Raw genomic sequence first — 23,032 nt, forward strand, 5'->3', positions numbered from 1 at the left:
CTCAGCCCCGAAGAAACGGCAGCACACGCGCGAGCAGCAACTCGGGCGCTTCTTCCGGAATGTAGTGGCCACATGGCAGCGAGTGGCCGCTGACGTTATCGGAGAAATGGCGCCACTCGGCGACAGGATCGAAGCACTTTTCGATCACGCCTTCCGCGCCCCATAGCGCCAGAAAATCGCAGGTTATCTTCTGGCCCTTCGCCAACGAGTCGCGGTCGTGTTCCAGATCGATACCGACACTCGCGCGATAGTCCTCGCAGATGCCGTGAGCCGTCTCCGGCTGTTGCAGGCAGCGCAGATATTCCGCGTACGCCTCGGGCGTGAACGGCTTCAACCCCGCACTGCGCGCGCCGATGGTCTGCTTCAAATACAGGTCAGCGTCCGCGCGAATCAGCGTCTCGGGGAACGGCGCGGGACGGACCAGGAAAAACCAGTGCCAATAAGCGCGCGCGAATTCGAACGACGTTTGCTCGTACATCGCGAGCGTCGGCGCTACATCGAGCGTGATCAGTTTCGTAACCACCGTCGGATGATCCAGCGCCATCCGCGCCGCCACCCGCCCGCCGCGATCATGCGCGAGCACAGCGAACGATTCGTGACCCAGCGTGCGCATCAGGTCGACCTGATCCTGCGCCATGCGGCGCTTCGAATAATTGCTGTGATCGGGCAAGCCCTCTGGTTTGCCGCTATCGCCGTAACCGCGCAGATCCGCCGCCACGACGGTGAAGTGTTTCGTCAGCTCGGGCACGACCTTGTGCCAGATCGCGTGGGTTTGCGGATGGCCGTGGAGCAGCAGTAACGCCGGGCCTTCGCCGCCTTGTATTGCCTTGATCCTGACGGTATCGACGGTTGCCGATACGTCCTTGAAGTCATCGAACATCATTGTCTCCCGCAGTTTTATGAAGTTTAATTGATGCATTTCCCGATACAGTTTCTATTCAGGCAATCCAGACTTAACTTCCAGGAACTAATCGATGGACGGTTTTTCGGACCTCAACCTGTTCACGCTGGTCGCGCGGCATCGCAACCTGGCGGCGGCTGCGCGCGATCTCGGCGTGACGCCGCCTTCCATTAGCAAGCGTCTCGCGCAACTCGAACGGCGGCTCGGCGTGCGGCTTTTAAACCGCACCACGCGGCGCGTCAGCCTTACGCCGGAAGGCGAGTTGTATCTCGCGAACGGCTCGCGCATCCTCGATGAACTCGCCGAATTGGAACAACTCGTCACAAAAAGCCGAGCGGAGCCGACGGGGTTGCTGCGCGTGAACGCGTCATTTGGATTTGGGCGCAGCCGGATTGCGCCGGCGGTGTCCAGCTTCATCGAGCGATATCCGGCGATCAAGATCCAGCTTCACCTGTCCGACCGGCCGGTGAATTTGCAGGAGGAAGGGTTCGACCTGGGCATCCGTTTCGGCGATGTCCCCGATGCGCGCATCAACGCGCGTTTGCTGCTCAAGAACCGGCGGATTGCGTGTGCATCGCCGGAATATGTGGAGAAATACGGGCAGCCTGCTATGCCGCACGACCTGACGCGGCACGCGTGCCTCGTGCTGCGCGAGAACGAATCGGCGTATGGCACGTGGCATTTCACGCGCGGTAAAAAGATGGAGACCGTCAAAGTCGATGGGCCGCTCAGCAGCAATGACGGGACGGCGGTGCTGCAATGGGCGCTGGATGGACGCGGCATTGCCGTGCGCTCGCAATGGGAGACGGAGGCGCTGGTGCGCGATGGGAGGCTGATGGTGCTGCTGAACGACTGGGCGCTGCCGAACGCGGATATCCACGCGGTCTATTTGGAGCGGCACCAGCTGTCCGCGAAGTTGCGGACGTTCGTGGAGTTCCTGGGGGATGAGTTACGCGCTGGGGCCGGCCAGACAAGCGGTTGCTTAATAGTTTGATTGGCCGAACACAGACGTGTCGCAATACAGGGACGCGACAAAGCGCGCGACTGACCGACATAAGGCATTCACCGGTCTTTCATCGCGGGCAGTGTTTTATTCGATGCGGTTATTTACTTAGCAAAAAAATGCAGCGTTTAATTAATTGAATCGATGTGAATGTTTGCATCGTTAATGAGCAAATGCCCATAATTAACGCGCCCGCGTTTTCGGCGGGCGTGTTTTATCGATACCTATACGGTTTGTTTCGGAACGCTTTGCTTTGTCTTTCGGTTTGGAAAGCCGGATTTATGCGGCCTGATCGAAAGACTGATGCATGACTCGTTGCTGCTGCTGTGGCGCATGACGACGTTCGTCTATTTCCGCCATGCCGTATGCAAGGGCAAACTTGCGGGCATCGACGGGGCACGGGAAATGTCCCAGCACGCCAGTAGCGCGCTGAAGGCCATCGACTTCCCTCACGATAAGCATGGCTGCATACAAGCCATCGTCATACGCGGCCAGCGGAATCAAGACGACGTTCTCGTAAGCGATCTCAGCGTATTGCATGACTGATTCCCCCCAAGTTGACGACTCACTACTCTCTCAGCGCACCAGTTGGTCTGGCACGACATTGTGTTTAGGCATTATCAATAAACAAAAAACAAGAATCAACCGGATTTGCCCTATTCAGGGTTTATACGTGGAATTACCCGGCTGTTATGTGGCAAATACTTCATTTATGCCGTATGCGGCATGGGTGAACGGATGCTTATACAGACAGAATATGTCAATTTAATGAGTAGCGTGGGATAACGCATGGATGCACAGTTGTTGTGCGGTTGATGCTATTGATGGCGAAGGGGTGATTAAGGTTTTACCGCTATTGCGTTTGAAACGGATGGACGGTTTTTTTGGCCGGTGGCCGGTTGGATATGTAATGGCGAGACCAGGCGTCTGTTGGAAATTCCGGTTCTCGCTGCATCGATGGCACGCATCGGGCGGGGAGATCCTGCAGCGCCTTTTTACCTTCGCGTATTCTTGCATTTAGGTTTGCTTGGGCGGATGTGACGACGTTTCGAGGTGCCTTGGTCTTGATGTCAGGCACGTGATATGCCCGCAATCCTTACACTGACAGCAATGTCCTAACGATCTATGGGGGGAGCTTGTGAAACTCGATCCGACTGCATGGTTTCCGTTGAGCGATTACTCACCAGTGCGCGACGGATGGTACGAGGTACAACTTGCGAGCGGCGAAACGGCATTCGCGAAGTTTGGTACGGACGGATGGACCGAAAAACCGATGCTCGTCTTCACTCACTGGCGCGGCCTTTCTGGCGATCCGAGTAAGGTCGACGGCGCGGAGAGTATCGAAGCCGAAGTGACGGCGGCGGAAGGGGTTCGGGCCGTTTGGGATACGTTCTTCCCCGGGTCAGGAGCGGAGCAGCATAAGCCGTTGGACGCGGGGCATGGGAAGGAGTAGCGGTTTGGTGATTTTTTGGTAGGGATGGATAGGCTGGCGAGTGGGTGGCTCGCCAGTTTTTTGTTTTTGGGAATTGGTCGTTGGGGAGGTTTCGCGGCGTGCTCCTCGATGGTGGGTCCGCATGTTCAAGAGATGCCGCTTCCCGTTGTGTGACAATCAAAGTTCTTGACCCACCCAACTACGGCACGACGGAACAACATGAACCCGAACAAGAAAGTGACGTATCTGGTCAGCATATTTATCGGTACTCCGACACAACAGCACGCACAGATCAAAGACATCGCGGCACAAGTGTCAGGCGACGACTACGAGTTCCTGCACCTGCATCAAATGGGCGCGTTTCTGGTGCTGAACACGGATCGCTCGGCCAAGGAACTGGCGGGTTCGTTTTCGCGTGCGACGGCAGCCGATGATCGAGTGTTCATCTGCGAAATGGGACAGGACTGGCACACGCAAGGGTTGAACAAAGCGATGTTCTGGTTGCAGAACCATCAGGCGACGAAGAACCAAACGCCAGCGATGAAGAAAGGGAATCCGTTTGGGGATGCCTGACAAGGACTTACCGTCGAACGACAACTCTTCGGCCTTATGCGATGCTTTCCATAGCGCCTATTAATCGCCTGCCGTTTCGTGCCTATGATTGGCAGGTCGCCGACCGTTAGCGAATTCGCCCCAGGCTTCACGAATGGAGGCTTCGGGGAACTCAGTTGAACTGACGCCATCGGCCCATATCGGCCAGTTCCGGTCAGTCGACCGGCGAAGGAGTCGGACATTCGACGGTCCGCTGCACGCAGCGAAGCGACGTTGAGTCCATGATTTTGTTCGTCAGGTCAATTGCTGCTATCGATCCCTTGGCGCTCGCCTGGCGGACGACAGTTGCTAGTCGCGCGAGGACGTTAGCTTGACCGTATCAAGGTGGCCAATAAGGGCATCAATGAAAGCGCGGACCTTTCATGACATGCTGCTGTGGGTCGGATACAGCGCGTAAAGCTCGATGGGTTCGCGTCTCAATGAGGTAAGTACCCGCACTAACATGCCTGCCTGCGACTTCCACATACTCAGTTCGACCCAACGGATTGACTAATGTTGTTAGATTCATCGCCAGCTTCAGCCTTAAGTTTCGAAGGCCCGCGCCAGTGCAAGCGTGTCGATGTACTCCCGGATGTTCGTCACTTTGCCATTTCGAACGGTAATGGCGAAGACCCAATGGTCGTCGAACGTCCTGTTCGTGGCTTTGACTCTGCCCGTGGCGAAGCCAACGACTAGAACCCGGTCGCCTTGCGCTACGAATTCGGGAGGCTCTGGGTATGACGTTTCCACCATTTCCGAGGCCTTCTGAAGCAAGCCCGCCAACCCGGCGTGTCCGTGGTACGTGCCGGCCAGCGGCCACTCGCCCGGAATGATCCACTCAATGTCTTCGGCAGAAATCGCCAACAGACCTTGCTCATCGCCGCAGCCCATTGCTGCAAAAAAATCCTTCACAATCTGGACATTCTCTTGCGTGCTCATCGAAATCTCTCCATTGCAGGATCGCATCGAAATTTGTGATTACGATTCTTCAGTCGAACTTGACCAAGTCCTTAAAGATCAGTTGACCCCAGCTACTGCCGCGCGCCTGCACAAGCAGTCCACCTTCCGAAAGGCCGCCAAGTTTGATCGGCGAGAAACCGAGATTTTCCGCAAGCGCACCAATCTCCGCTGCGGCGCCGTCATCGTCGCTCGTCAGGAACACGACTCTCCTGCCACCCTGTACGGCCGGATCCTGGCCAAGGACGGCAGCGCCCAAATGGTTGAAGCCCCTAACCAGTCTTGCACCAGTGAAGGCCTGCGCGACGACCTTGGAAGAAGGCTGTCCTCCCAGTTCCTCAGGAGACACGCCGTAGGCATTGGTCACATCGATGATGGTCTTGCCTTGCCAGGTCGGCAGCGCCTTCGCGACATCCCGGTGCGACTCGTAACGGACAGCCAAAAAGACGATGTCAGCCCCGACGGCATCCGCTAGTTTTTTGGGGATAATCGTGGGTCCGATCGTGGCCGCGGCGGATGCAAAGCTTTCCGGGTCGCGCGTGGTTGCAACGGATACTTCGATGCCCTTGCGGGCAAACGCCTTGGCCAGGGCCTGGCCGATCTTGCCGAAGCCGATAATTGCGTAGCTCATAGATTTTCCTTCAGTTTACCGAGCCCTACGGCGCTCCGAATAATCGAATGGAGCGCCTTAGGACGTAGCGTCAGAGTTGCGCCAGGCCGCCGTCGACGGCGACTTCGCTGGCAGTCATGAAGCTGCTGTCCGACGACGCGAGAAAGGCAGCCGCTGCCGCGATCTCCGCCGGATCGGCCATGCGCTGGAGCGGAGTCATCGCGGCGTAGACCTTCTGGCCCTCCTCGCCGAGCGCTTCCTTCGCGAGTTCGGTCGCAGTCGCCCCGGGCGAAAGCACGTTTACGCGGATGCCGGTGCCCTTCAGGTCCTCCGCCCAGGTCCGCGCGAGGTTGCGCACTGCCGCCTTGCTCGCGCTGTAGGCGCTCATTCCCGGCGCGCCCGTGGTGCCGGCGCTCGATCCGGTCAGGATGATCGAACCGCCCTCGCTCATCAGTGGCAGCGCCTTCTGGACCGTGAAGATCGTACCCTTCACATTGGTGTCGAAGTGTTCGTCAATGTGCTCGGCGGTGATCTTGCCGAGCGCAGCCTGGCTTCCCGCCCCGGCATTGGCGAAGACGATGTCGAGGGTTCCGCGCTCGGCCTTCACCGCCGCGTAGAGTCGGTCGAGGTCGGCCTCATTCGAGACAGAGCCCTTCACAGCGCGAGCATTGGGCCCGAGCTCGGCCACAGCGGCGTCGAGCGATTCCTGCCGGCGGCCGAAGATGAAGACGAAGGCACCCTCCTCGATGAAGCGCTTTGCTGCGGCGCGGCCGATGCCGGTAGCGCCACCGGTGATCACAGCGGTCTTTCCATTCAGTCTGGTCATGTCGTGCATCCTTCCTTGGAGTAGTACGGAAGCAGGAACTGCTTGCTTGAGACAAGTATGCAGTTCTGATAACCTAAGGACAAGTATGCACCTTTTGGTAACCATGGAAAATGACTGACTGTACTCAAAATCAAAACTGCGGTGGCCGCTACTCCTACGGGCTCGCCGCCACGCTCAGCATCATCTCGGGCAAGTGGAAGCCGCTGATCCTGTACTTCCTGCTCGACGGCCCGAAGCGCTACGGCGAGCTCAAGCGCAACGTCCATGGCGTCAGCGCCAAGGTGCTGATCCAGCAATTGAAGGAACTGGAGGCCGATCACGTACTGGCGCGGACCGACTACAAGGAGGTGCCGCCGCGCGTGGACTACGCGCTGACCCCGCTCGGCCGCAGTCTCGCCGACAAGATTGTCCCGCTGTGCACCTGGGGAACCGAGAACATGGCAGAAATGGTGAACATGCTCGCCGAGCGCGACCGCTTGCTTTTGCCGGATACGCAAGAACCGCTGAGAACGACGTGAGAGACATTGTTCCCAGCGGTGTTGTGGACCTGTCGATGAAGACGCGGCGTCGGTGATTCAGCCGATCTCGACGTTCAAGGCGATATCCCAGGTGCCGGCGCCGTTTTTGGCCAGGCCGATCATCATCAGACCGAGCGCCTCGAGCGTCGAGGCCATGTGCAGGCCACCGACATCCAACGGACGCAGTCCGAGACTCTCGATGAAGGTCGAGACGCGCGCCTTGGCCTCCGGATCGTCGGCCGCGATGAACGCGTCGAGACGTCCACCCTTAGCAAGTACGTGGCCAAAGACGGTGTTGAACGCCTTTACGACGTGAGCGGTGGCGGGAAGACTCTTGGCGATCTCCTGCGCGCCGGAACTGCCGTGCGGGGTGACGAGGCCGAAAAGGTCGGGGGAGACCGGGTTGGTGATGTCGATGATCACCTTGCCGTCGAGCGCGTCCCCGAACTCGGTCACCACTGCTGCCGCACTGCCGTACGGCACGGCGAGGATGACGATGTCGCCCGCCGGCGCGGCGGCGTAAGTCCCCGTGGTCGCTCCCGCTGAGAGCTTATCGGCCAGCGCCCGCGCTTTGGCTGGGTCGCGGCTCAGGACCTCGACGGTATGTCCTGCCTTGGCGATACGGCCGGCGACCGCCGTGGCCATGCCACCTGTGCCGATGATGCTAATAGTGCTCATGTCAAATATCCCTCTGAGTTGGGGTATGCCCGTAATCTGTACGAGGCTTTCGCCCATAATGTTTTCCGTGTGCGCCGAGCCACTTGCGTCACCCTCCACCACTCCGGGAGGATAGTGTCTTGGTCGGGCTCGGCGCGATGCGGGAGTCCCTGCCGTCCGCTTAGCTCAGCTGGCAGGGAAGTAGTGGCCATTGTCCATATCAGCAAACAGGCCGGGCTGCGTTGGGGTCCAGCCGAGCGTCTGGCGCGTGATGGCATTCGACGCCGGGGTATCCAGCGTGACCAGATTCGCAAGGAACCCGAAATACCCCGGCAGCATCAGCACGTCCGCGGGAATGGGCACAGCGGGCAGCTTCAGGCGACTGCCGATGGCCTCGGCGATCTCGCGGTACGGAATGCTCTCGTCTGCAACCGCGTGCCAGCTTCTGCCGGCGGCGCCCTTCTCAAGCGCCAGGCGGAACACGGTTGCGAGGTCGCGGGTGTGCACGGCGGCCCACCTGTTCGCACCGTCTCCAGGGTAACCGACGACACCCTTTTCCTTCGCCAGCCCGATCAGCAGCGGAAGGAAGCCGGCATTATCAGTCGTGCTGTGCATGATTTCAGGAATCCGAACGACCGAAGATCGCACGCCTTTTTCGGCGAGGCCGATTACGGTGGTTTCCACGATGTTACGAACCCGCAAGGTGTTCTTGTATGGATCGCCGCCGGGAAGAGGCGGATCCTCCTCGGTGGCCGGCCGGCCCAGGTTTTCCCAGCCGGGCGAGCCGATGCTTCCCGATGAGACCAGCGGCTTTCCGGTTCCGGCCAGCGCCTCGCCATATGCGAGCATGATCTGAAGCTCCGCATCGGCCACGGCGTTGATTCCGCCGACCGGAATCAGGTCTTGCCGGTGTGCGACATGGATGACACCGTCGGCGGCGGCGGCCGCTTCTTTAAGACCGTCAAGATCCTCGAGGCTACCGACACGCGCCTTCGCACCGAGTGCGGACACCGCAGCCGCCGCCTTGTCTGAACGAGCCAGGGCGGTGACCTCATGGCCGGCGGCGATGAGGTCGGAGATGATGTACGGACCGGAATGGCCGGTCCCGCCAGTGACGAAAACGTGCATGTGAATGTTCCTTATGAGTAATGTGATGCGGGAAGCGGTGGTGCCGGTGCACTCAGCCGAGAAGGCTGACGCCGATTGAGAAGTTGGCGTGCTTGACGGAGTGGGTGAGGAGGCCCAGCGACAGCAGGCAGGCGTGCTCCAGCGTCCTCGCCATGGGCAGCGGCCCGGTATCCATAGGGCGTAGTCCGAGGCTCTCGATGAACGCCGAGACGCGAGCCTTCGCCTGCGCGTCGTCCCCGGCGATGAACACGTCCAATGGGTGGCCCTCGGCGGGACCGGCAGCCAGGACGTGGGAGAACTGGGTGTTGAACGCCTTGACAACTATCGCATCGGCAAGGGCGGCCTTGGTGATCTCCTTCGCGCCGAAACTGTCTCCAGGGGTCACGAAGCTCGTGTGGTCGGAGGCGACCGGATTGGTGATGTCGACAAGAACCTTGCCTGCCAGCTCTTCGCCGTACTGCTTCACCACGTCAAGAACGGCGGAGTAGCGAACCGCCAAGATGACAATGTCTCCGGCCGGGGCGGCGCCGATCGTTCCTGTCGTCGCGCCGGCGCCGATCTGCTCTGCGAGCGCCCGCGCCTTGACGGCGTCGCGACTCATCACCTCGACGGTGTGTCCGGCCTTGGCGGCAAGGCCGCCGATCGCTGCGGCCATGCCGCCTGTGCCGATGATGCTGATAGTGCTCATGCAGTCTCCTGGTGAGTTGGGTGCTGCTCGTACTTCCAAACAACCATGCTAGATAGATTGCTTGCAAAAAACAAGTAAAAATGGAAATTTACTTGCAACATGCAAGCGATGCTAATATCTAGACATGAAGATGACATCTAAAGAAGACATTCGGTCCCATTGCGCAGTGAACTACGGCGTGGAGGTCTTCGGCGACCGATGGTCGCTCTTGATCATTCGCGACATCGTTTTTGTTGGGAAGAAGACGTATGGCGAGTTCCTGAAATCGGAAGAGGGAATCGCGACCAATGTGCTTGCTTCCCGCCTTGCCTTTCTTGAGGGGCAAGGAATTCTCTCGAAGGCGCCCAGCGCCGAAGACAGGCGCAAGGACTTCTACTCGCTGACCGAGAAGGGCCTGGATCTCATCCCCGTCGTGCTTAACATAGTCCTTTGGAGCGCGAAGTACGATTCGAAGTCGTACGTGCGGCGCAGCAAAGAGTTCGCTGCTCGATTGCGTCAAAACCCGATGCAGGTGAGCGAAGAGGTGAAGGCGCTGGTCCGCAATGGCGGATGTATGTTTCCTGAGAGCAAGGAATGAGTAAGACGGCAAGCGCGCCCTGTTACGTCGCACGAACGATATGCACACGTCATCGGCTACGTGGTGCAGCGAATAGCTGGGCCGATGTCCGACACGGTACTGGAAGCCGCCATTAATGTTTCACCAATCCCAGCGGCGGTTCAGGGTCGAGAAGACTCATTCAATTTTCATGTCAGCGGACATTCGTGGCAGCGCAACCACGAGGTATCCCGAACGGCCGCCACCATCTTGCGGCTGAATGCCATTCTGTCAAATCGCTTGCTGATGGTTTTGCATCGTCAGTTTCTCGAAGCGCCTTCGTTTCTGACACGCTATCTCCCCACCCGGCAATCACTTTGATTACCATCTCAAAGTCACCACCGCTCAAAGCCCCGACTCATGGAATTCGATACCAAAGTAGCCATCATCATCCTCGACGAACTCCCCGTCTGGCAGAAGCTCAACGTAACCGCCTTCCTCGCAACCGGCATCGCGGGTGCAGCCCCTGACGCAATGGGCGAACCCTACATCGACGCCGCAGGCACAACCCACGCCCGCCTCCTGGGCCAACCAATAATGATCTACCAAGCCGACACCCCCAGCATCCTCCGCGCCTTCCGCCAATCGATAGAACGAGAACTCACCCGCGCCGTCTACGTGCGCGCGATGTTTTCCACTGGCCACGATGAAGCCAATCGGGAAGTGTTTCTAAAGGAGCCGGCAGATGCGCCCGATCTAGTCGGACTGGCCGTAAGAGGCCCGAAGAAAGCAGTCGATAAAGCCATCAAGGGCTTATCACTGCATGGATGATTGAAACAAGATTAAAACGATATCGAGAAAAGCTCGAAACGCGGTCGCACGCCGTACACAGACCGCCATTCCCACTCAGCCGCGCAACAGCCAAGCCAAAACCAAAAAAACCGCTAAACCGCCAACGCCCCCGCCACCCCCATCGCATGCCGCGCCTGGACCAACGAAGTCTTTGCCGCCCGCGCATCCCCCGCGACCTTCAACAGCGCACCAAGCTGCGAAGGCTCCTTCAACAACTCGCGCAGTATCGGCAGAATTGTCGTAGTCCCATCATCCCGTAACCCCGCCGTCGCAGCACTCGGCAAGCTCCGCCAAGCTGGATCAACAATCGCGCGACACACCGCAAACGGCAATCCGCGCGCCGTGGCAATCGCCCCGGCAATATGCGATTCCATATCGACAGCCAACGCCCCAGTAGCCCGATAAAGCGAGCTCTTCTGCTGCTCGCCGGTCAAAGGCGCAGCCACACCGGCCATCGTCCCGCGCACCGCCCTTGCCTCCAGCGGCGTCCCGGCAAAAGCCGCGAACAGCCTTGCAGACCATTCCGGATCGGTATCGAGCACACCGAACGGCCCGGACACCGAACTAGCGATAATCACCGTCCCCGGCTCCAACTCCGGCGACAACCCACCGGCCGTCCCGAAGCTGATAATCCCGGAACACCCTCGTGCCAACGCTTCGCTTAACACGCGCTCAAGCAAATCGGACCGCGCGGCAAACACCGCCTCCACGCCTGGCCCGCGAGCGATACGCGCTTCAAACGCCATCCCCGTCACAGCAATCACGGGCAAACGCGCATCGCCTGAACCGAAGCCTGAACCAGAACCCGAGCCAGAAGCGAAGCCGGGGCGCGAACTCACATGCCCGCCGTCACGCGCGACGTACCGTCGCGCATCATGTTCCTGTACCTTGCCAGCGCCCAAAGCGGGAAGAACTTTCTATACCCGTGGTATCGCAGATAAAACACTCTCGGGAATCCCGTCGCGGTGAATCGCGTCTCGTCCCACAAGCCATGTTCGCGCTGCTCGGCCTGCAAATACTGCACGCCCTTCGCCACCGCCGGATGATCGACAAACCCCGCCGCCATCAACCCCAACAATGCCCACGATGTCTGCGATGCCGTGCTCGGCGCCGCTTCATATCCGCGATAGTCGAGCTTGTAACTCTCCCCGCCCTCGCCCCATCCGCCATCGGCGTTCTGAATGCTGATGAGCCAATCCGCGGCGCGCTGAATGCGGCTATCGGCAGGCGGCAATCCAGCTGCGTTCAACGCGCACAACGCGGTCCACGTGCCGTAGATATAGTTCAGTCCCCATCGCCCATACCAGCTTCCATCGCGTTCCTGACCGCGCAAAATGTAGTCGAGCGAGCGCTTCGCCGGCTCGCTCGTCGCGGGCATTTCGCCCAACTGCGCGAGCATCGAAAGACATCGGCCGGACACATCGACAGTCGGCGGATCGAGCAACGCGCCGTGATCGGAGAAAGGAATGTTGTTGAGGTAATACTGCGTGTTCTCAGGCTCGAACGCGCCCCACCCGCCGTCGCTGCTCTGCATGCCGACGACCCACTCCCGCCCGCGCGAAATCGCTTCGCCGTACAACGCCGTGCCGTTTTCACGATCGGCACGTTCCATCGCCATCGCTACAACGGCGGTATCGTCGACGTCCGGATAATGCGGATTCGCGAACTGGAACGCCCAGCCACCAGGCCGGATGTTCGGCCGGCGCGAGATCCAGTCGCCACGTACATCGAGGATCTGCAGCGGCACGAGCCAATCCAAACCACGCGAAACGGCAGCGCGCGCCTGGGGCGTACCGGCTTCGAGTAATGCGTGCGCGACGAGCGACGTGTCCCATATCGGCGATAAACACGGCTGACAATATGCCTCGCCGTTCGGCGCTTCGTCGATGATCAAAAGCTTCTCAATCGACTTGCGCGCTATCGCCCGGTTCGGATGATCTTCCGGATAACCGAGCACGTCGTACATCATCACGGAGTTGGCCATCGCAGGGAAAATCGCGCCGAGGCCATCTTCGCCATTCAAGCGTTCATCGACGAAACGCACCGCCGCTTCTATCGCCCGTTGCCGCGTGTGGCGCGGGAACAGCGGATCAGCGACGCGCAGCACGGCATCGACGCAACGGAACAACACGAACCAGCCCTGATGCTGATGCGGCGCGCGCGCGGCCATGCCGGCGTTCACGGGGGCATCGAAGAACAGTTCATCGATGCGCACGCCCTTCGGATTGCGCGCCTTAGGCCGCTTTGCGTTGAGCACGAGCAGCGGCACGATCACGGTCCGCGCCCAGTACGACACCTTCGATAAATGGAACGGGAACCACTCGGGCAACAGCGTGATTTCCACGGGCATCATGGGCACCGCGCGCCACGACACCACGCCGAACAGCGCGAGCAAAATGCGCGTGAACACGTTCGATTTTTCCGCGCCGCCGGCCGCGATAATCGCGCGGCGCGCCCGTTGCATATGTTCGGCTTCGGGCAAATCGCCGATCATCTTCAGCGCGAAATACGCCTTTACCGTGGCGCTGACGTCCATGGCGCCATCGGTGAAAAGCGGCCAGCCGCCATCGGCGCGCTGGATCCGGCGCAAGTACCGCGCGATCTTCGCTTCGAGTTCAGGCTTCGGCGTCTCGCCAAGGTAATGCACGAGCAGCACGTACTCGGCGGGAATGGTGGCGTCGGCTTCGAGTTCGTAGAGCCAGTAGCCGTCGGGATGTTGGTCGGCAAGAATGGCATCGGCAGCGCGCGCCACCGACGCTTCCAGCGCCGCCGCCGTCACCGGCTGGATACCGGGCGGCTGGACAGGTTCGTTCATCAGCGTTGCACCGAGAAATCAATGGAAGGATTCATAAGCAGGTCCGCGGCCTTCTGGCCGGAGCGGATCGAGCCTTCAATGGTGGCGGGCAGCCCGTTGGCCGTCCAGTCGCCGGCCAGCATCAGATTGGACCAGCGCGTACGCGTGCCCGGCCGGAGGTTCTCCTGGCTCGGCGTAGCCGCAAAGGTCGCACGCTTTTCCGCGACGATCTGCCATGTCGGCATGCGCTCAACGGGCAAGCGCGCCGCCTTCGCGACCTCTTGCCAGATGCCCTGCGCCAGCGTCTCGCGCGGGGTATCGAGGAGACGATCCGCGCCGCTGATGGTCACCGAAAGACGTCCATCGAACGCAAACAGCCATTCGGAGGTGCCGTTCAGCAAACCGGTCATCGGCTCGAAGGCCAGCGGCGGATCAATCGCGAAATGCGCATTGACGATAGCGCGAAATTCGTTCGGCACGGTCAAGCCCGGCACGAGTTGTTGCGCGACATTCGGCGGCACGGCAAGCACCACGCCGTCATGAATACCGACGTCCACGCGGCCATCGTCGAAATCAAGCGATGCAACACGCGTCTTCGAATCCGTGCCGGCGAAGCCGATCTCACGCACCCGCGACCCGAGCTTGATCTCCGCGCCGCCGTATTGCAGCAGACGCAACGCGGGATCGACGAACGCATGGCCCAGGCCATTGCGCGCGACCAGCGGACGGCACGCCTGACCACCCAGCAGCAGCGATTCCTTCAACACGTTGCCGGCGAGCACCGCGCTGCCTTCACGCGGATCCACATTCAACACAGCCAGGAATAGCGGGCTGATCAGCGCGTCCCACAAGCGCCCGTTCGTGCGCATGGTTTGCTGCATCGTGCGGCCGGGTTTGGCGAATAACAGCGGCAACAGCGACAGATAATCCGCGGGCATCGTGCCCGGAACACGCGCGGCGGAATCGAAGATCCAGCCCGGCACGCGCCCCGCCGACAACTTCACCGTCCAGCGCGCGCCGCTGCGCAAATCCATGAACGGAAACTCAGGCTGGGCCGGACCAACGAGCTCGTCGGCCGCGCCAATCGCCTTGGCATAGGCGAGCGTGGCGTGGTTGCCCGACAGCACCAGATGGTTGCCGTTATCGATGGTGGCGTTGAGCTTGATATCGAAGTAGGAACGGCAGCGCCCGCCGGCGTGCGGCGCGGCTTCGTGCAGCATCACGCGCGCGCCACGACGCTGCAACTGGACTGCGGCGGCGAGTCCCGACAACCCGGCGCCAATCACATGAACGAGACGCGACATCAGAAAATATGTCGCGCGACGATCCACAGCAGCCGCGAACGCGGCGTGCGGACGTGGTTGCGCGGGAGATCGAAACCACGCTTCAAATTCGCTTCAAGCACGCACCGGTACGCGCCCGACATGATGCGCGGCGCCCGCACCTGAGCACGCGGCGCGGTCGCCATGATGGCGTCGGATTGCGCGTAGTGGCTGCGCGCACGATCCGCAAGCGTCAGGCAGACGCGCGGCAAGCGGGCATCGTTGATGATGGACGTAATGTCGGTCGTGGAAATACCTTCGCGGGACAGCAGTTCGCGCGGCAGATAAACACGCCCAATACCGGCGTCTTCATCGATGTCGCGAAGAATGTTCGTGAGTTGCAGCGCACGGCCGAGGTGGTGCGCAAGACGCCGTCCAGCGTCTTCGTGCATCCCGAATATCCTCACCGATAACCGCCCCACCGCGCTCGCCACGCGGTCGCAATAGAGGTCGAGGGTGGCTTCATCGGGCGCGACGATATCTTCGGCTGCGTCCATGGCCATGCCGTCGATCACGGCGATAAAGTCATCGCGGGAAAGGTGGAACGCTTCAATGTGTTGCGTCAACGCGGCCAGCGACCGGCGCGGCTTGCCGGCGTAGCAATCGTCAATGTCGGTACGCCATTGTTCGAGCGCGGCGGCGCGTTCGGCGCGCGGCAACGTGCCGTCGGCGATATCGTCAACCGCCCGGCAGAACGCGTAGACCTGATACATGGCGTCGCGCTGCGCAGCCGGCAGGATGCGCATGGCGAGATAGAACGAACTACCCGACGTTACCTTGGCAACATCGGGAGCAGGATCATCGTCGGCGATAAGATTGGAAACGGCCAAGACGGACTCCGCTGTGGCGCCCCCAAGGGCAGCAAGTGTTAGATCGGGCGCCGGGAAAATCCGGCTTCATGGAGCATGCTGTAAAGCTAGCTGTAATGCTGGATGCAAGCCCGGCATGGCTTGGACACCCGCTTCAGGCGGCGTACAAGCCATGCCGGAAGCGGCGAAAAGTATATCAAGTTTGTGAACTGTTGCCCTAAGGCCGCCCGCCGGGTGCTTTCAAAGCGCTTGGTAACCCACCTTCCACTGATCAAAATCTTCGTACAAATCAACGGTTTGCTCTTAGCATACGATCGGCGTCCACGCGATATCCATTGCCAACTTTACGCGATTCGCCGCTTTTTACCTCCCGCTCTCTTGCTCCAGAAAAAATTATCTTCACTCAATCCCGGCGCTTTACACATCGATACGATCGGTTCGGCAAAACATCGATTCATCGGTTGAATGAACGCCAAAGGCACGATTTATGCACGGGGTCTCTTTCCCGAGCGCTGGCGGCAAACTAACAAGCGGCTAAAGTGCGCGGAATTCCGCGTGCCGCATTCGCTGCCTTCATCGTTGTATAAAGATGCCACGCTCAGCCATTCACATCGGGACGACGAGTCATCATGACGCCGCAACGCGAGGAACCGGGCGCTGACCATTGGCAGGACGAGCCGCCGTTTCCCGTGGTGCCGGAGCGTAACTTCGCCGCCCAGCGCATGACCCTCCTGGTCCTGCTGATCGCCGCCATCGTCCTGCCCTGCCTCTACGTCGCGGCCATGGCGTGGAGCGACCTCAAATCGCGCGAGGCCGATGCCGCCGAAGTGGTCGACCGCAACGCGCACGTGGCCGAAGAGCACGCGCTCAAAGTCTTCGACATGAACGAGACGCTCAATGCCCGCGTGATCGATTTGATCGAAGGCGTGGACGACGACACCTTGCGCGGCGAAGAACTCGATATTCACAACAAACTCGTTGCAATGGGCGGCGGTTATCCGCAAGTAGCGTCGGTGAGCATTATTGGCGCCGATGGCCGTTTGATTGCCACGAGCCGCATTTACCCCGTGCCGGATGTATCGATCGAAAACCGCGACGACTTCATCGGCATCCGCGACCACAAGATGTTCGAAAACGTCTCCCGCGTGATGGTCGGCAAGGTGGCCGGGGAAACCGTGTTCAACACGGCCGTGCCGCGCAAGAACGCGGACGGCAGCTTCGCCGGCATTGTGACCGTTGCGCTACGTCCGGGTTACTTCGGCGCGTTCTATCGCGAATTGCTGGGCGAACATTCCACCGTATCGCTTGGCCTCACGCGCGCGGACGGCGCCGTGCTCGCGTGGTACCCGACCCGGCCGCCCAACCGCATGGACCTTGCCGCCAGTTCGCCATTGCGCGAGGCCTATGCCAAGGAAGAGCACAACGGCGTTGTGCGAATGCGCTCAGGGCTCGACAATGAAATGAAGATCGTGGCGTTTCGGAAGGTGGGGACTTATCCGGTGTATGTATCGAGCGGATATCCCGTCTCAACCATCTGGGCCGCGTGGTATCGGCGTGTCAGCGTGTTGATGTTGTCCTTGTTCGCGCCGTGCGTGGTGTTGTGGGGCGTGATCTGGCTGTCGCTGCGCCGCCTCGCCCACGAAGAAGAAGCCTGGGAGCGCTGGCAGGCGGAGGCGTCCATGCGCCGGTCGATTGAATCGGCTTACCGGCAGGCGCGCAAGATGGAAGCGCTGGGTAATCTGGTGGGCAGTGTTGCGCATGACTTCAACAACCTGCTGATGATCCTCTCGACCAACGTGCAGATTGTCCGGCGACGCGGCGCTACGGGACTGGATCGCGAGTTGTCGGCCATGGAACGCGCGCTCAAAAGCGGCCAGTCGCTGACGCGCCAGTTGCTGGGCGTTGCCCGCAAGCAGCCGCTGCGCAACGAGAACATCGCGATCGGCAAATGGCTGCCGGCTTGCCGCGAATTGCTGAAGGCGTCGCTGGGCGCAAAAGTCGCGCTGAATCTGGAAACGAGTGGCGACGTGTGGCCGGTTCGCGTCGATGCGGCGGAACTCGAGCTTGCGCTGATCAATGTGGCGGTGAACGCCCGCGATGCCATGCCGAGCGGCGGCACGTTCTCGGTGCGCGCCGACAACGTGCGCTTTCGTCACGAGGACGGGTTTCCGATCATCGGCGAATTCGTGCAGTTGACGCTGGAGGATACGGGTGCGGGCATGAGTCCCGATGTCCTCGGCCGCGCGTTCGAACCGCTGTTCACCACCAAGTCCAAAGGCATGGGCACCGGGCTTGGCCTGCCGCAAGTGTTCGCGTTCTGCGAGCGCGCGGGCGGCGTGGCGACCATTGATAGCGCGGTCGGCGCGGGCACGTCGGTGCGGCTCTATTTGCCGCGCGCGAGTGCAGCCGTGGCGGAATCGCCCGAAACGCATCACGACGCCGCCGCGGCCAGCGAATCGCACGGGCTGCGCGTGCTGCTCGTGGAAGATAACGAAGAGGTGGCGGCCGGCACCGAGGCGTTGTTATCGATGATGAATCATGACGTCACGCACATCTTCAACGCGGACGGCGCGATCGCCGTGCTGGAAGCGGCCCGTCGCGACGCCGCCAATGGCGGTGTGCTGCCGTTCGATGTCGTGCTCTCCGATATCCACATGCCGGGCAAACTGAACGGCATCGACCTGGCCGAGATCCTGCAAAGCTGGACGCCGCGCGTGCCGGTGATCCTGGTGACGGGGTATGCCGAAGAACTGGACCGGGCGCGTGAGGTGGATGCGCGCGTCTTGTCCAAACCGTTCGATATCGCCCTGCTCGATTCCCTCCTCCAGGCCATTCGCGAAAACCTGAACGCGCACGCCGACAACCGCGAACACGGCGAAGCGCAGCACTGAACCGCGCGCCTTTTCCACATCGTTTGTAAAAACAGCTGCGCGCCGGCCGGCTTGGGGCGGGATCGCGTCAGGCTGTGGAGCGCATCGCGGCGCATACGCCCGCGACCCGGCACGCGAGTTGCGTGGCTCAAATAGAAGTGCGGCGAATCTCCCTGACGCGTCGCAACTCAATCCAGGCCACCCAGGAGGCAGCCATGCGACACACAGTTATTGGTATCTTCGATACCTACGACCAGGCCGAAGTGGCGCGCAGCGCACTTGTCGCGTCGGGTTTTGCACGTTCCGACATCGAACTCCAGGCCGCACCCGAACCTTCCTCGCCCGATGACCCCGCGCTGGCGCCCGGCGTGGGCCAGCCGCCCGAAACCGGCGGCGTGCTGGCGAATATCGAACGCTTCTTCTCGATGCTGTTTGGCGGCCGCGATCAACCGCCTGAAGTGGCGCATTACTCCGAAGCCGTGCGGCGCGGGGCGGTGCTGGTGGCTGTCGATACGGCAACTGAGGACCGCGCGGACGCTGCGCGCCAGACGCTGGCTGAGCAAGGTGCTATCGATATAGACGAGCGCGCGGCCAGCTGGGGCACGCTGAATCACACACGCACGGCAAGCTCGGCGGCCGTTGAAGCCGACGATCGCGATCACTCGCTGCTGGACGAACTTGGTCTTGGCTCGGGCAGCGCTGTGCCGGGACGTGCTCCGGTGAATCCGCCGGTCGATCCGCTCGACCCCGTTCGCGCCGATGCAAACCGGGATGCATATCGAGCGCGCGCTTATCCGCATGTTGACCGTGACGATCCGGCTGTGCAGCCGCTCGACCCGATCAGCCCGGTCGGACGCGATGCAGTTGCCAGCGATCCATTGACGGGCACGAGCACGAACACGGGCACGACCGGCACGGTCTGGCCGGACACAAGGGAAGCGGCTCTGCGGGCGGCAGGCGCGGAGGACCCGTTGACGGGAACGACGTCAGCACAAGGCTGGCGCGCGGTCGATCCGCTTGATCCGCTCGATGAAACCGAGACATCGGCACGAGTGGGCGGCACGGGTTCCATGAGCGCGACGGGCGCACCGGTTCCGGGTACGTTGAGTCAAACCGGCGACTCGGCGCTCGGAGCCCATGCAGGTCCACGTACCACGATGCCCGATGAATACATGGAGTACGAAGACGAGTTCCGCAGCGACTACGAGGCGAAGTACGCGGCGAGCGGTGCGAGCTATTCAGAGTACGAGGAGGCGTATCGATACGGCGTCTCAGCAGCCAGCAACGAGCGTTATACGCGCCGCAACTGGGATGACACGATGGAAACCGAGTTGCGCCAGGACTGGGAAGGCCGTAGCTCGGGCGGTCATGACACCTGGGAGCGTTTCAAGCTTGCGGTGCGTCATGGCTGGGAACGGGTGACTGGGCATCAGCACCATCTGTAAGAATTTGCTCTTAACGACGCGTTGAAACGCCAACGGCCCGCTTTAGCGGGCCGTTGGCGTTTTGCTCTTTTTGCGGGCTTAGGCCTTCGCCATACGCTGCACCCACGCGACGTATTTATCGACGAAATTCTGCAGGAACTTGCGCGTGTCTTCGCTCACGATCGTGCCGCTGGCATCGATGCGGCTTGCATCGTGTTTGACGAACATTTCCGGATGACCCATGAGCGGCACATCAAGGTAAGCAAGCACATTGCGCAGATGCGCCTGCGCGAGCGCCGTGCCGGTCGCGCCCGGCGACGTGCCCAGCACCGCGCCGGGCTTGTTGCCCCACACGCTGTGCCCCCACGGACGCGAACCCCAGTCCAGCGCGTTTTTCAGCACGCCGGGAATCGACCGGTTGTATTCCGCCGTCACGAACAGCAGCCCATTCGCCGCCGCGATCTTTTCCTTGAAGGTGCGCGCAACCTCGGGAAAGTCGCTGTCGTAGTCCTGGCTATAGAGCGGCAGGCTCGCGATATCCAGGAACTCGAACGAAAAATCCGGCGGCGCCAGCGACGTAACCGCGTGCGCAAGCTGCTTGTTGAACGAATCTCGGCGAATGCTGCCAACAACAACCGCAATCTTGTAGGTCATGGCTTGTCCCGGTGTTTGATTGATGCGGATCCCGAACGGAATCCGCGAATGTGCCCTGTATGTTCCTCGTATATGGCTGCAACAGCCAGCACATCATAGGCGTTCGGTCGAGCCCGAGGCTATCGGGAATGGGTCGGATTGCTGTCGCGAACGACGCGGGAGAACGGACGTTTCGTATGACGTTTCGCCTCGAATTGGGCGTTTCGATCGATACCCGATGACAAGCCCGCTGCAAGCCATTTTTGAGATGATTTCCACAAAGTTGTCCACAGAAACTGTGGACAACTTTGTAGTTGTTTAATAATTCGCACTAAACCGCCAAAGCGGTTGGCGGGATACAACTAAAGGACACCGCTAAACCGGCCAACGCGACGTTATTGGCCGAAAAACACGTTGATTGCGACGGCGGGCCTTGGCATGTCGACGACTGGGAATTAGCATCGGTCGAGGCGTTGGCAGCGCCGGCCATCGCGAACAAAGCGATAGCGGCGAAGACGGAAAGCATGCGTTTCATGGGATATCTCAGTAATTTGACGACGATCGCAACTGATCGGTAAACCGAGAATATCGATTAAGCGGACGCAGACAAATGGCGATGTCAGGAATTAATCCTTACCGAAAACGCAATGAATGAAGGGCGGCAGGGCGAGACAGGGAACGGTCATCCCGGCGCGCAGAAACGGAACTTCACATTCATGCGCGATAGACAACAATATGTTTTCTCAATCGACATTGGTTATCGATAGTTATGTGAATAGACTGCTTCACATCGATGGCGTGAAACGCGCCGTCTCCAAACAGTGAAGGGTTCATCATGAAACGCGCGCTTATTGGAAGTTTGTTTGTCGCCGTGCTGGTCTCATCGGCACCGGTTTTTGCACAATCCACCGACGTCGCGCAGCAAAGCGCTTACGCATCCAGAACGCGAGCTGAAGTGAAGGCCGAATTGATCGCTGCGCAAAAGAGCGGGGAACTAGAAGCGCTGCACGCGGAAAGTTATCCCCAGTTGCTGCCGTATCAAAGCGCGCGCTTTCAACGCGTCACATCGGGTACGGATACGACCGTGACAGAAGGGAACGGCACGCGCGTGAGCACGCAATAAGCGCGGTTGAGGAACGCGGCGGTTTCGATTGTTGAAGCCGCGTTATCCATCGAAAAAATGATCGCGCGGTTTTATGTTCAACCTGCGTTATATAAACCGCGTGAGTAACCGTAATGTTCAAGGTGTTGAACATTGCGCGCGCGACACGCGCTTGTAGATCTTCGCTATCAGCTCAACGCGGCAAGACACACCGTGACCGTGATCAGCGAGATCACCGTGGAAAACAGAATGGTGCGGGACGTCACCGCCGCTTCCCGCTTATAAAATTCCGCGAGCATGAATGGCCCCGTCCCCGTGGGCAACGCACTGAGAATGACGGCTGTCTTCGCCCACAACACCGGCAGTGCAAACACATAAAACGCCAGCCACCACGTGAGCAACGGTTGCGCAATGAGCTTGGCCACGACCAGCATGGTGGTCGTTCTAGCCGCGCCCCCTTTTGACTTCTCGCCAAGAAACAGCCCGAGTGCAACGAGTGCGCACGGGCTTGCCGCTGCACCCAGCAACTTGAGAAACGTGTCCGCACCGCCCGAGATCGTGAGCCCCGCTCCGCTGCATAACCAGCCCGCGAAAGGCGCGAACAACAACGGATTGGTCATTAGCGATCTGACCACCTTGCCAAGCGTGGCAACCAGGTTCTTCTCGGTCTGCAAACCCACTTCGATCAACACAATAGCCACGGCGAATAGCACGCATACCGTCATGATCGTCACGATCACCGCAGGCGCGAGGCTCGCGTGACCAAACGCGAGCATGCATAACGGCAAGCCGATAAACCCCGCATTGGGATACGCGGCGTTGAGACCATCGAGGCTGGCATCGGCGAGATGGCGTGATTGTTTCAATCGAATCAGCACGGTCAACACAAATATCCCGCCCGCACCCAAACCGAACACTGCGATGAACGCAGGCTGATCGAGCGTAGGCCATGGCGTGGTCGTCATGATGTCGAAGAGCAGCGCGGGCAGTGCCAGATAGACCACGAATCGATTCAGTTCAGACGATGCATTCGGTCCCAGCCGATTGGTCTTGCGACACGCATAACCTGCAAAGATCAACGCGAACACAGGAAGAATGATTTTGAGGAGCGGAGCGAAAAGCGACGAGACCAGCGACGACATGAGCAGCGGAGCGAAGTGAACGAGGTCAAGAGCATAGCGGCTCAATACGTTCGCCGCAGAGCGCACTCTATGAAGATCAGCGATGAAGTGAGCGGCAAGGTGAGCGATTTCGGGAGCCGCGCGAGGTGAGTTGCATGACTCGACAAAAACTCACGCTTGAGGCGAATTGCTAGTATCGCTAACTAGATTGAAGCGATAAGCCGGCTTCAGCAAGTGCTTGAGGTATGCCGCTGTGAGC

General features: G+C 60.2%; 24 protein-coding genes. 10 read left to right on the forward strand and 14 right to left on the reverse strand.

Annotated features, from left to right (window positions below):
• Position 1: 1 nt before the first annotated feature.
• Positions 2-880 carry an alpha/beta fold hydrolase gene (locus tag ACSQ83_RS03715; protein WP_414951969.1) on the reverse strand — a complete coding sequence of 293 codons (879 nt, stop codon included), beginning with the start codon at positions 878-880 and terminating at the stop codon, positions 2-4.
• Positions 881-974: 94 nt separating this feature from the next.
• On the opposite strand from ACSQ83_RS03715, the gene ACSQ83_RS03720 reads away from it, so the two are divergent.
• On the forward strand, positions 975-1,895 hold the full coding sequence (locus ACSQ83_RS03720) for a LysR family transcriptional regulator (protein ID WP_436227247.1): 921 nt from the start codon (positions 975-977) through the stop codon (positions 1,893-1,895).
• 288 nt (positions 1,896-2,183) lie between these two features.
• On the opposite strand, the gene ACSQ83_RS03725 is transcribed toward ACSQ83_RS03720, so the two are convergent.
• Positions 2,184-2,444 (reverse strand): hypothetical protein, encoded by a 261-nt coding sequence (locus ACSQ83_RS03725; RefSeq protein ID WP_436227248.1) that lies wholly within the window; start codon positions 2,442-2,444, stop codon positions 2,184-2,186.
• Between the two features lie 598 nt (positions 2,445-3,042).
• On the opposite strand from ACSQ83_RS03725, the gene ACSQ83_RS03730 reads away from it, so the two are divergent.
• Positions 3,043-3,357 (forward strand): hypothetical protein, encoded by a 315-nt coding sequence (locus tag ACSQ83_RS03730; protein ID WP_414951881.1) that lies wholly within the window; start codon positions 3,043-3,045, stop codon positions 3,355-3,357.
• 198 nt (positions 3,358-3,555) lie between these two features.
• The gene (locus ACSQ83_RS03735) at positions 3,556-3,909 is read left to right on the forward strand and encodes a hypothetical protein (RefSeq protein WP_414951880.1); all 354 of its coding nucleotides are present in this window, start codon (positions 3,556-3,558) and stop codon (positions 3,907-3,909) included.
• 561 nt (positions 3,910-4,470) lie between these two features.
• Here ACSQ83_RS03735 and ACSQ83_RS03740 read toward each other — a convergent pair.
• From ACSQ83_RS03740 to ACSQ83_RS03750, 3 genes are all read right to left on the reverse strand, one after another.
• Positions 4,471-4,866 (reverse strand): nuclear transport factor 2 family protein, encoded by a 396-nt coding sequence (locus ACSQ83_RS03740; RefSeq protein ID WP_436227249.1) that lies wholly within the window; start codon positions 4,864-4,866, stop codon positions 4,471-4,473.
• A gap of 49 nt (positions 4,867-4,915) precedes the next feature.
• A complete protein-coding gene (locus ACSQ83_RS03745; protein ID WP_436227250.1) occupies positions 4,916-5,515 on the reverse strand; it encodes an NADPH-dependent F420 reductase in 600 nt (199 codons plus the stop codon).
• Between the two features lie 70 nt (positions 5,516-5,585).
• Positions 5,586-6,320: an SDR family NAD(P)-dependent oxidoreductase gene (locus ACSQ83_RS03750; RefSeq protein ID WP_436227251.1), complete on the reverse strand. Its 735-nt coding sequence runs from the start codon at positions 6,318-6,320 to the stop codon at positions 5,586-5,588.
• 110 nt (positions 6,321-6,430) lie between these two features.
• Between ACSQ83_RS03750 and ACSQ83_RS03755 the strand changes: the two genes are divergently transcribed.
• The gene (locus tag ACSQ83_RS03755) at positions 6,431-6,838 is read left to right on the forward strand and encodes a winged helix-turn-helix transcriptional regulator (protein ID WP_414951876.1); all 408 of its coding nucleotides are present in this window, start codon (positions 6,431-6,433) and stop codon (positions 6,836-6,838) included.
• 57 nt (positions 6,839-6,895) lie between these two features.
• On the opposite strand, the gene ACSQ83_RS03760 is transcribed toward ACSQ83_RS03755, so the two are convergent.
• The 3 genes from ACSQ83_RS03760 to ACSQ83_RS03770 all read right to left on the reverse strand — a co-directional run bounded on the left by ACSQ83_RS03760 (position 6,896) and on the right by ACSQ83_RS03770 (position 9,311).
• Positions 6,896-7,516, reverse strand: a complete 621-nt coding sequence (locus tag ACSQ83_RS03760) for an NADPH-dependent F420 reductase (RefSeq protein WP_436227252.1) — start codon at positions 7,514-7,516, stop codon at positions 6,896-6,898.
• Between the two features lie 165 nt (positions 7,517-7,681).
• The gene (locus tag ACSQ83_RS03765) at positions 7,682-8,623 is read right to left on the reverse strand and encodes an SDR family oxidoreductase (protein WP_436227253.1); all 942 of its coding nucleotides are present in this window, start codon (positions 8,621-8,623) and stop codon (positions 7,682-7,684) included.
• Positions 8,624-8,675: 52 nt separating this feature from the next.
• The gene (locus ACSQ83_RS03770; RefSeq protein ID WP_436227254.1) at positions 8,676-9,311 is read right to left on the reverse strand and encodes an NADPH-dependent F420 reductase; all 636 of its coding nucleotides are present in this window, start codon (positions 9,309-9,311) and stop codon (positions 8,676-8,678) included.
• A gap of 124 nt (positions 9,312-9,435) precedes the next feature.
• On the opposite strand from ACSQ83_RS03770, the gene ACSQ83_RS03775 reads away from it, so the two are divergent.
• The 3 genes from ACSQ83_RS03775 (at position 9,436) to ACSQ83_RS03785 (ending at position 10,677) form a co-directional block, all read left to right on the forward strand.
• Positions 9,436-9,888 (forward strand): winged helix-turn-helix transcriptional regulator, encoded by a 453-nt coding sequence (locus ACSQ83_RS03775; RefSeq protein WP_414951873.1) that lies wholly within the window; start codon positions 9,436-9,438, stop codon positions 9,886-9,888.
• A gap of 84 nt (positions 9,889-9,972) precedes the next feature.
• Entirely contained in the window at positions 9,973-10,227 is a 255-nt protein-coding gene (locus ACSQ83_RS03780; RefSeq protein ID WP_436227255.1) for a hypothetical protein, read from the forward strand.
• A gap of 39 nt (positions 10,228-10,266) precedes the next feature.
• Positions 10,267-10,677: a DUF2000 family protein gene (locus ACSQ83_RS03785; protein ID WP_436227256.1), complete on the forward strand. Its 411-nt coding sequence runs from the start codon at positions 10,267-10,269 to the stop codon at positions 10,675-10,677.
• A gap of 113 nt (positions 10,678-10,790) precedes the next feature.
• Here ACSQ83_RS03785 and ACSQ83_RS03790 read toward each other — a convergent pair whose 3' ends face one another.
• The 4 genes from ACSQ83_RS03790 to hpnD all read right to left on the reverse strand — a co-directional run bounded on the left by ACSQ83_RS03790 (position 10,791) and on the right by hpnD (position 15,644).
• Complete coding sequence (locus tag ACSQ83_RS03790) at positions 10,791-11,444, reverse strand: phosphorylase (protein WP_436227288.1); 654 nt, start codon at positions 11,442-11,444, stop codon at positions 10,791-10,793.
• 89 nt (positions 11,445-11,533) lie between these two features.
• A complete protein-coding gene (shc, locus tag ACSQ83_RS03795; RefSeq protein WP_436227257.1) occupies positions 11,534-13,513 on the reverse strand; it encodes a squalene--hopene cyclase in 1,980 nt (659 codons plus the stop codon).
• Positions 13,513-14,796 (reverse strand): hydroxysqualene dehydroxylase HpnE, encoded by a 1,284-nt coding sequence (hpnE, locus tag ACSQ83_RS03800; protein ID WP_414951869.1) that lies wholly within the window; start codon positions 14,794-14,796, stop codon positions 13,513-13,515. Before hpnE ends, shc begins: the two co-directional genes overlap by 1 nt.
• Positions 14,796-15,644, reverse strand: a complete 849-nt coding sequence (gene hpnD / locus ACSQ83_RS03805; RefSeq protein ID WP_436227258.1) for a presqualene diphosphate synthase HpnD — start codon at positions 15,642-15,644, stop codon at positions 14,796-14,798. Before hpnD ends, hpnE begins: the two co-directional genes overlap by 1 nt.
• A gap of 608 nt (positions 15,645-16,252) precedes the next feature.
• Between hpnD and ACSQ83_RS03810 the strand changes: the two genes are divergently transcribed.
• Together ACSQ83_RS03810 and ACSQ83_RS03815 are read left to right on the forward strand one after the other, a co-directional pair.
• Positions 16,253-18,514 (forward strand): ATP-binding protein, encoded by a 2,262-nt coding sequence (locus ACSQ83_RS03810; protein WP_436227259.1) that lies wholly within the window; start codon positions 16,253-16,255, stop codon positions 18,512-18,514.
• A 194-nt stretch (positions 18,515-18,708) separates the two neighbouring features.
• Positions 18,709-19,938, forward strand: a complete 1,230-nt coding sequence (locus tag ACSQ83_RS03815; RefSeq protein ID WP_436227260.1) for a hypothetical protein — start codon at positions 18,709-18,711, stop codon at positions 19,936-19,938.
• Between the two features lie 78 nt (positions 19,939-20,016).
• Here ACSQ83_RS03815 and ACSQ83_RS03820 read toward each other — a convergent pair whose 3' ends face one another.
• A complete protein-coding gene (locus ACSQ83_RS03820; protein ID WP_414951864.1) occupies positions 20,017-20,571 on the reverse strand; it encodes an NADPH-dependent FMN reductase in 555 nt (184 codons plus the stop codon).
• Between the two features lie 814 nt (positions 20,572-21,385).
• Here ACSQ83_RS03820 and ACSQ83_RS03825 point away from each other — a divergent pair.
• A complete protein-coding gene (locus ACSQ83_RS03825; protein WP_436227261.1) occupies positions 21,386-21,673 on the forward strand; it encodes a DUF4148 domain-containing protein in 288 nt (95 codons plus the stop codon).
• Between the two features lie 167 nt (positions 21,674-21,840).
• Here the strand turns inward: ACSQ83_RS03825 and ACSQ83_RS03830 are convergent, their stop codons facing one another.
• Positions 21,841-22,794, reverse strand: coding sequence for an AEC family transporter (locus tag ACSQ83_RS03830; protein WP_436227289.1), 954 nt, complete (start codon positions 22,792-22,794; stop codon positions 21,841-21,843).
• Positions 22,795-23,032: the final 238 nt, after the last annotated feature.

Origin of the sequence: Caballeronia sp. LjRoot29 (assembly GCF_964252755.1) — a bacterium.
GTDB lineage: Bacteria > Pseudomonadota > Gammaproteobacteria > Burkholderiales > Burkholderiaceae > Caballeronia.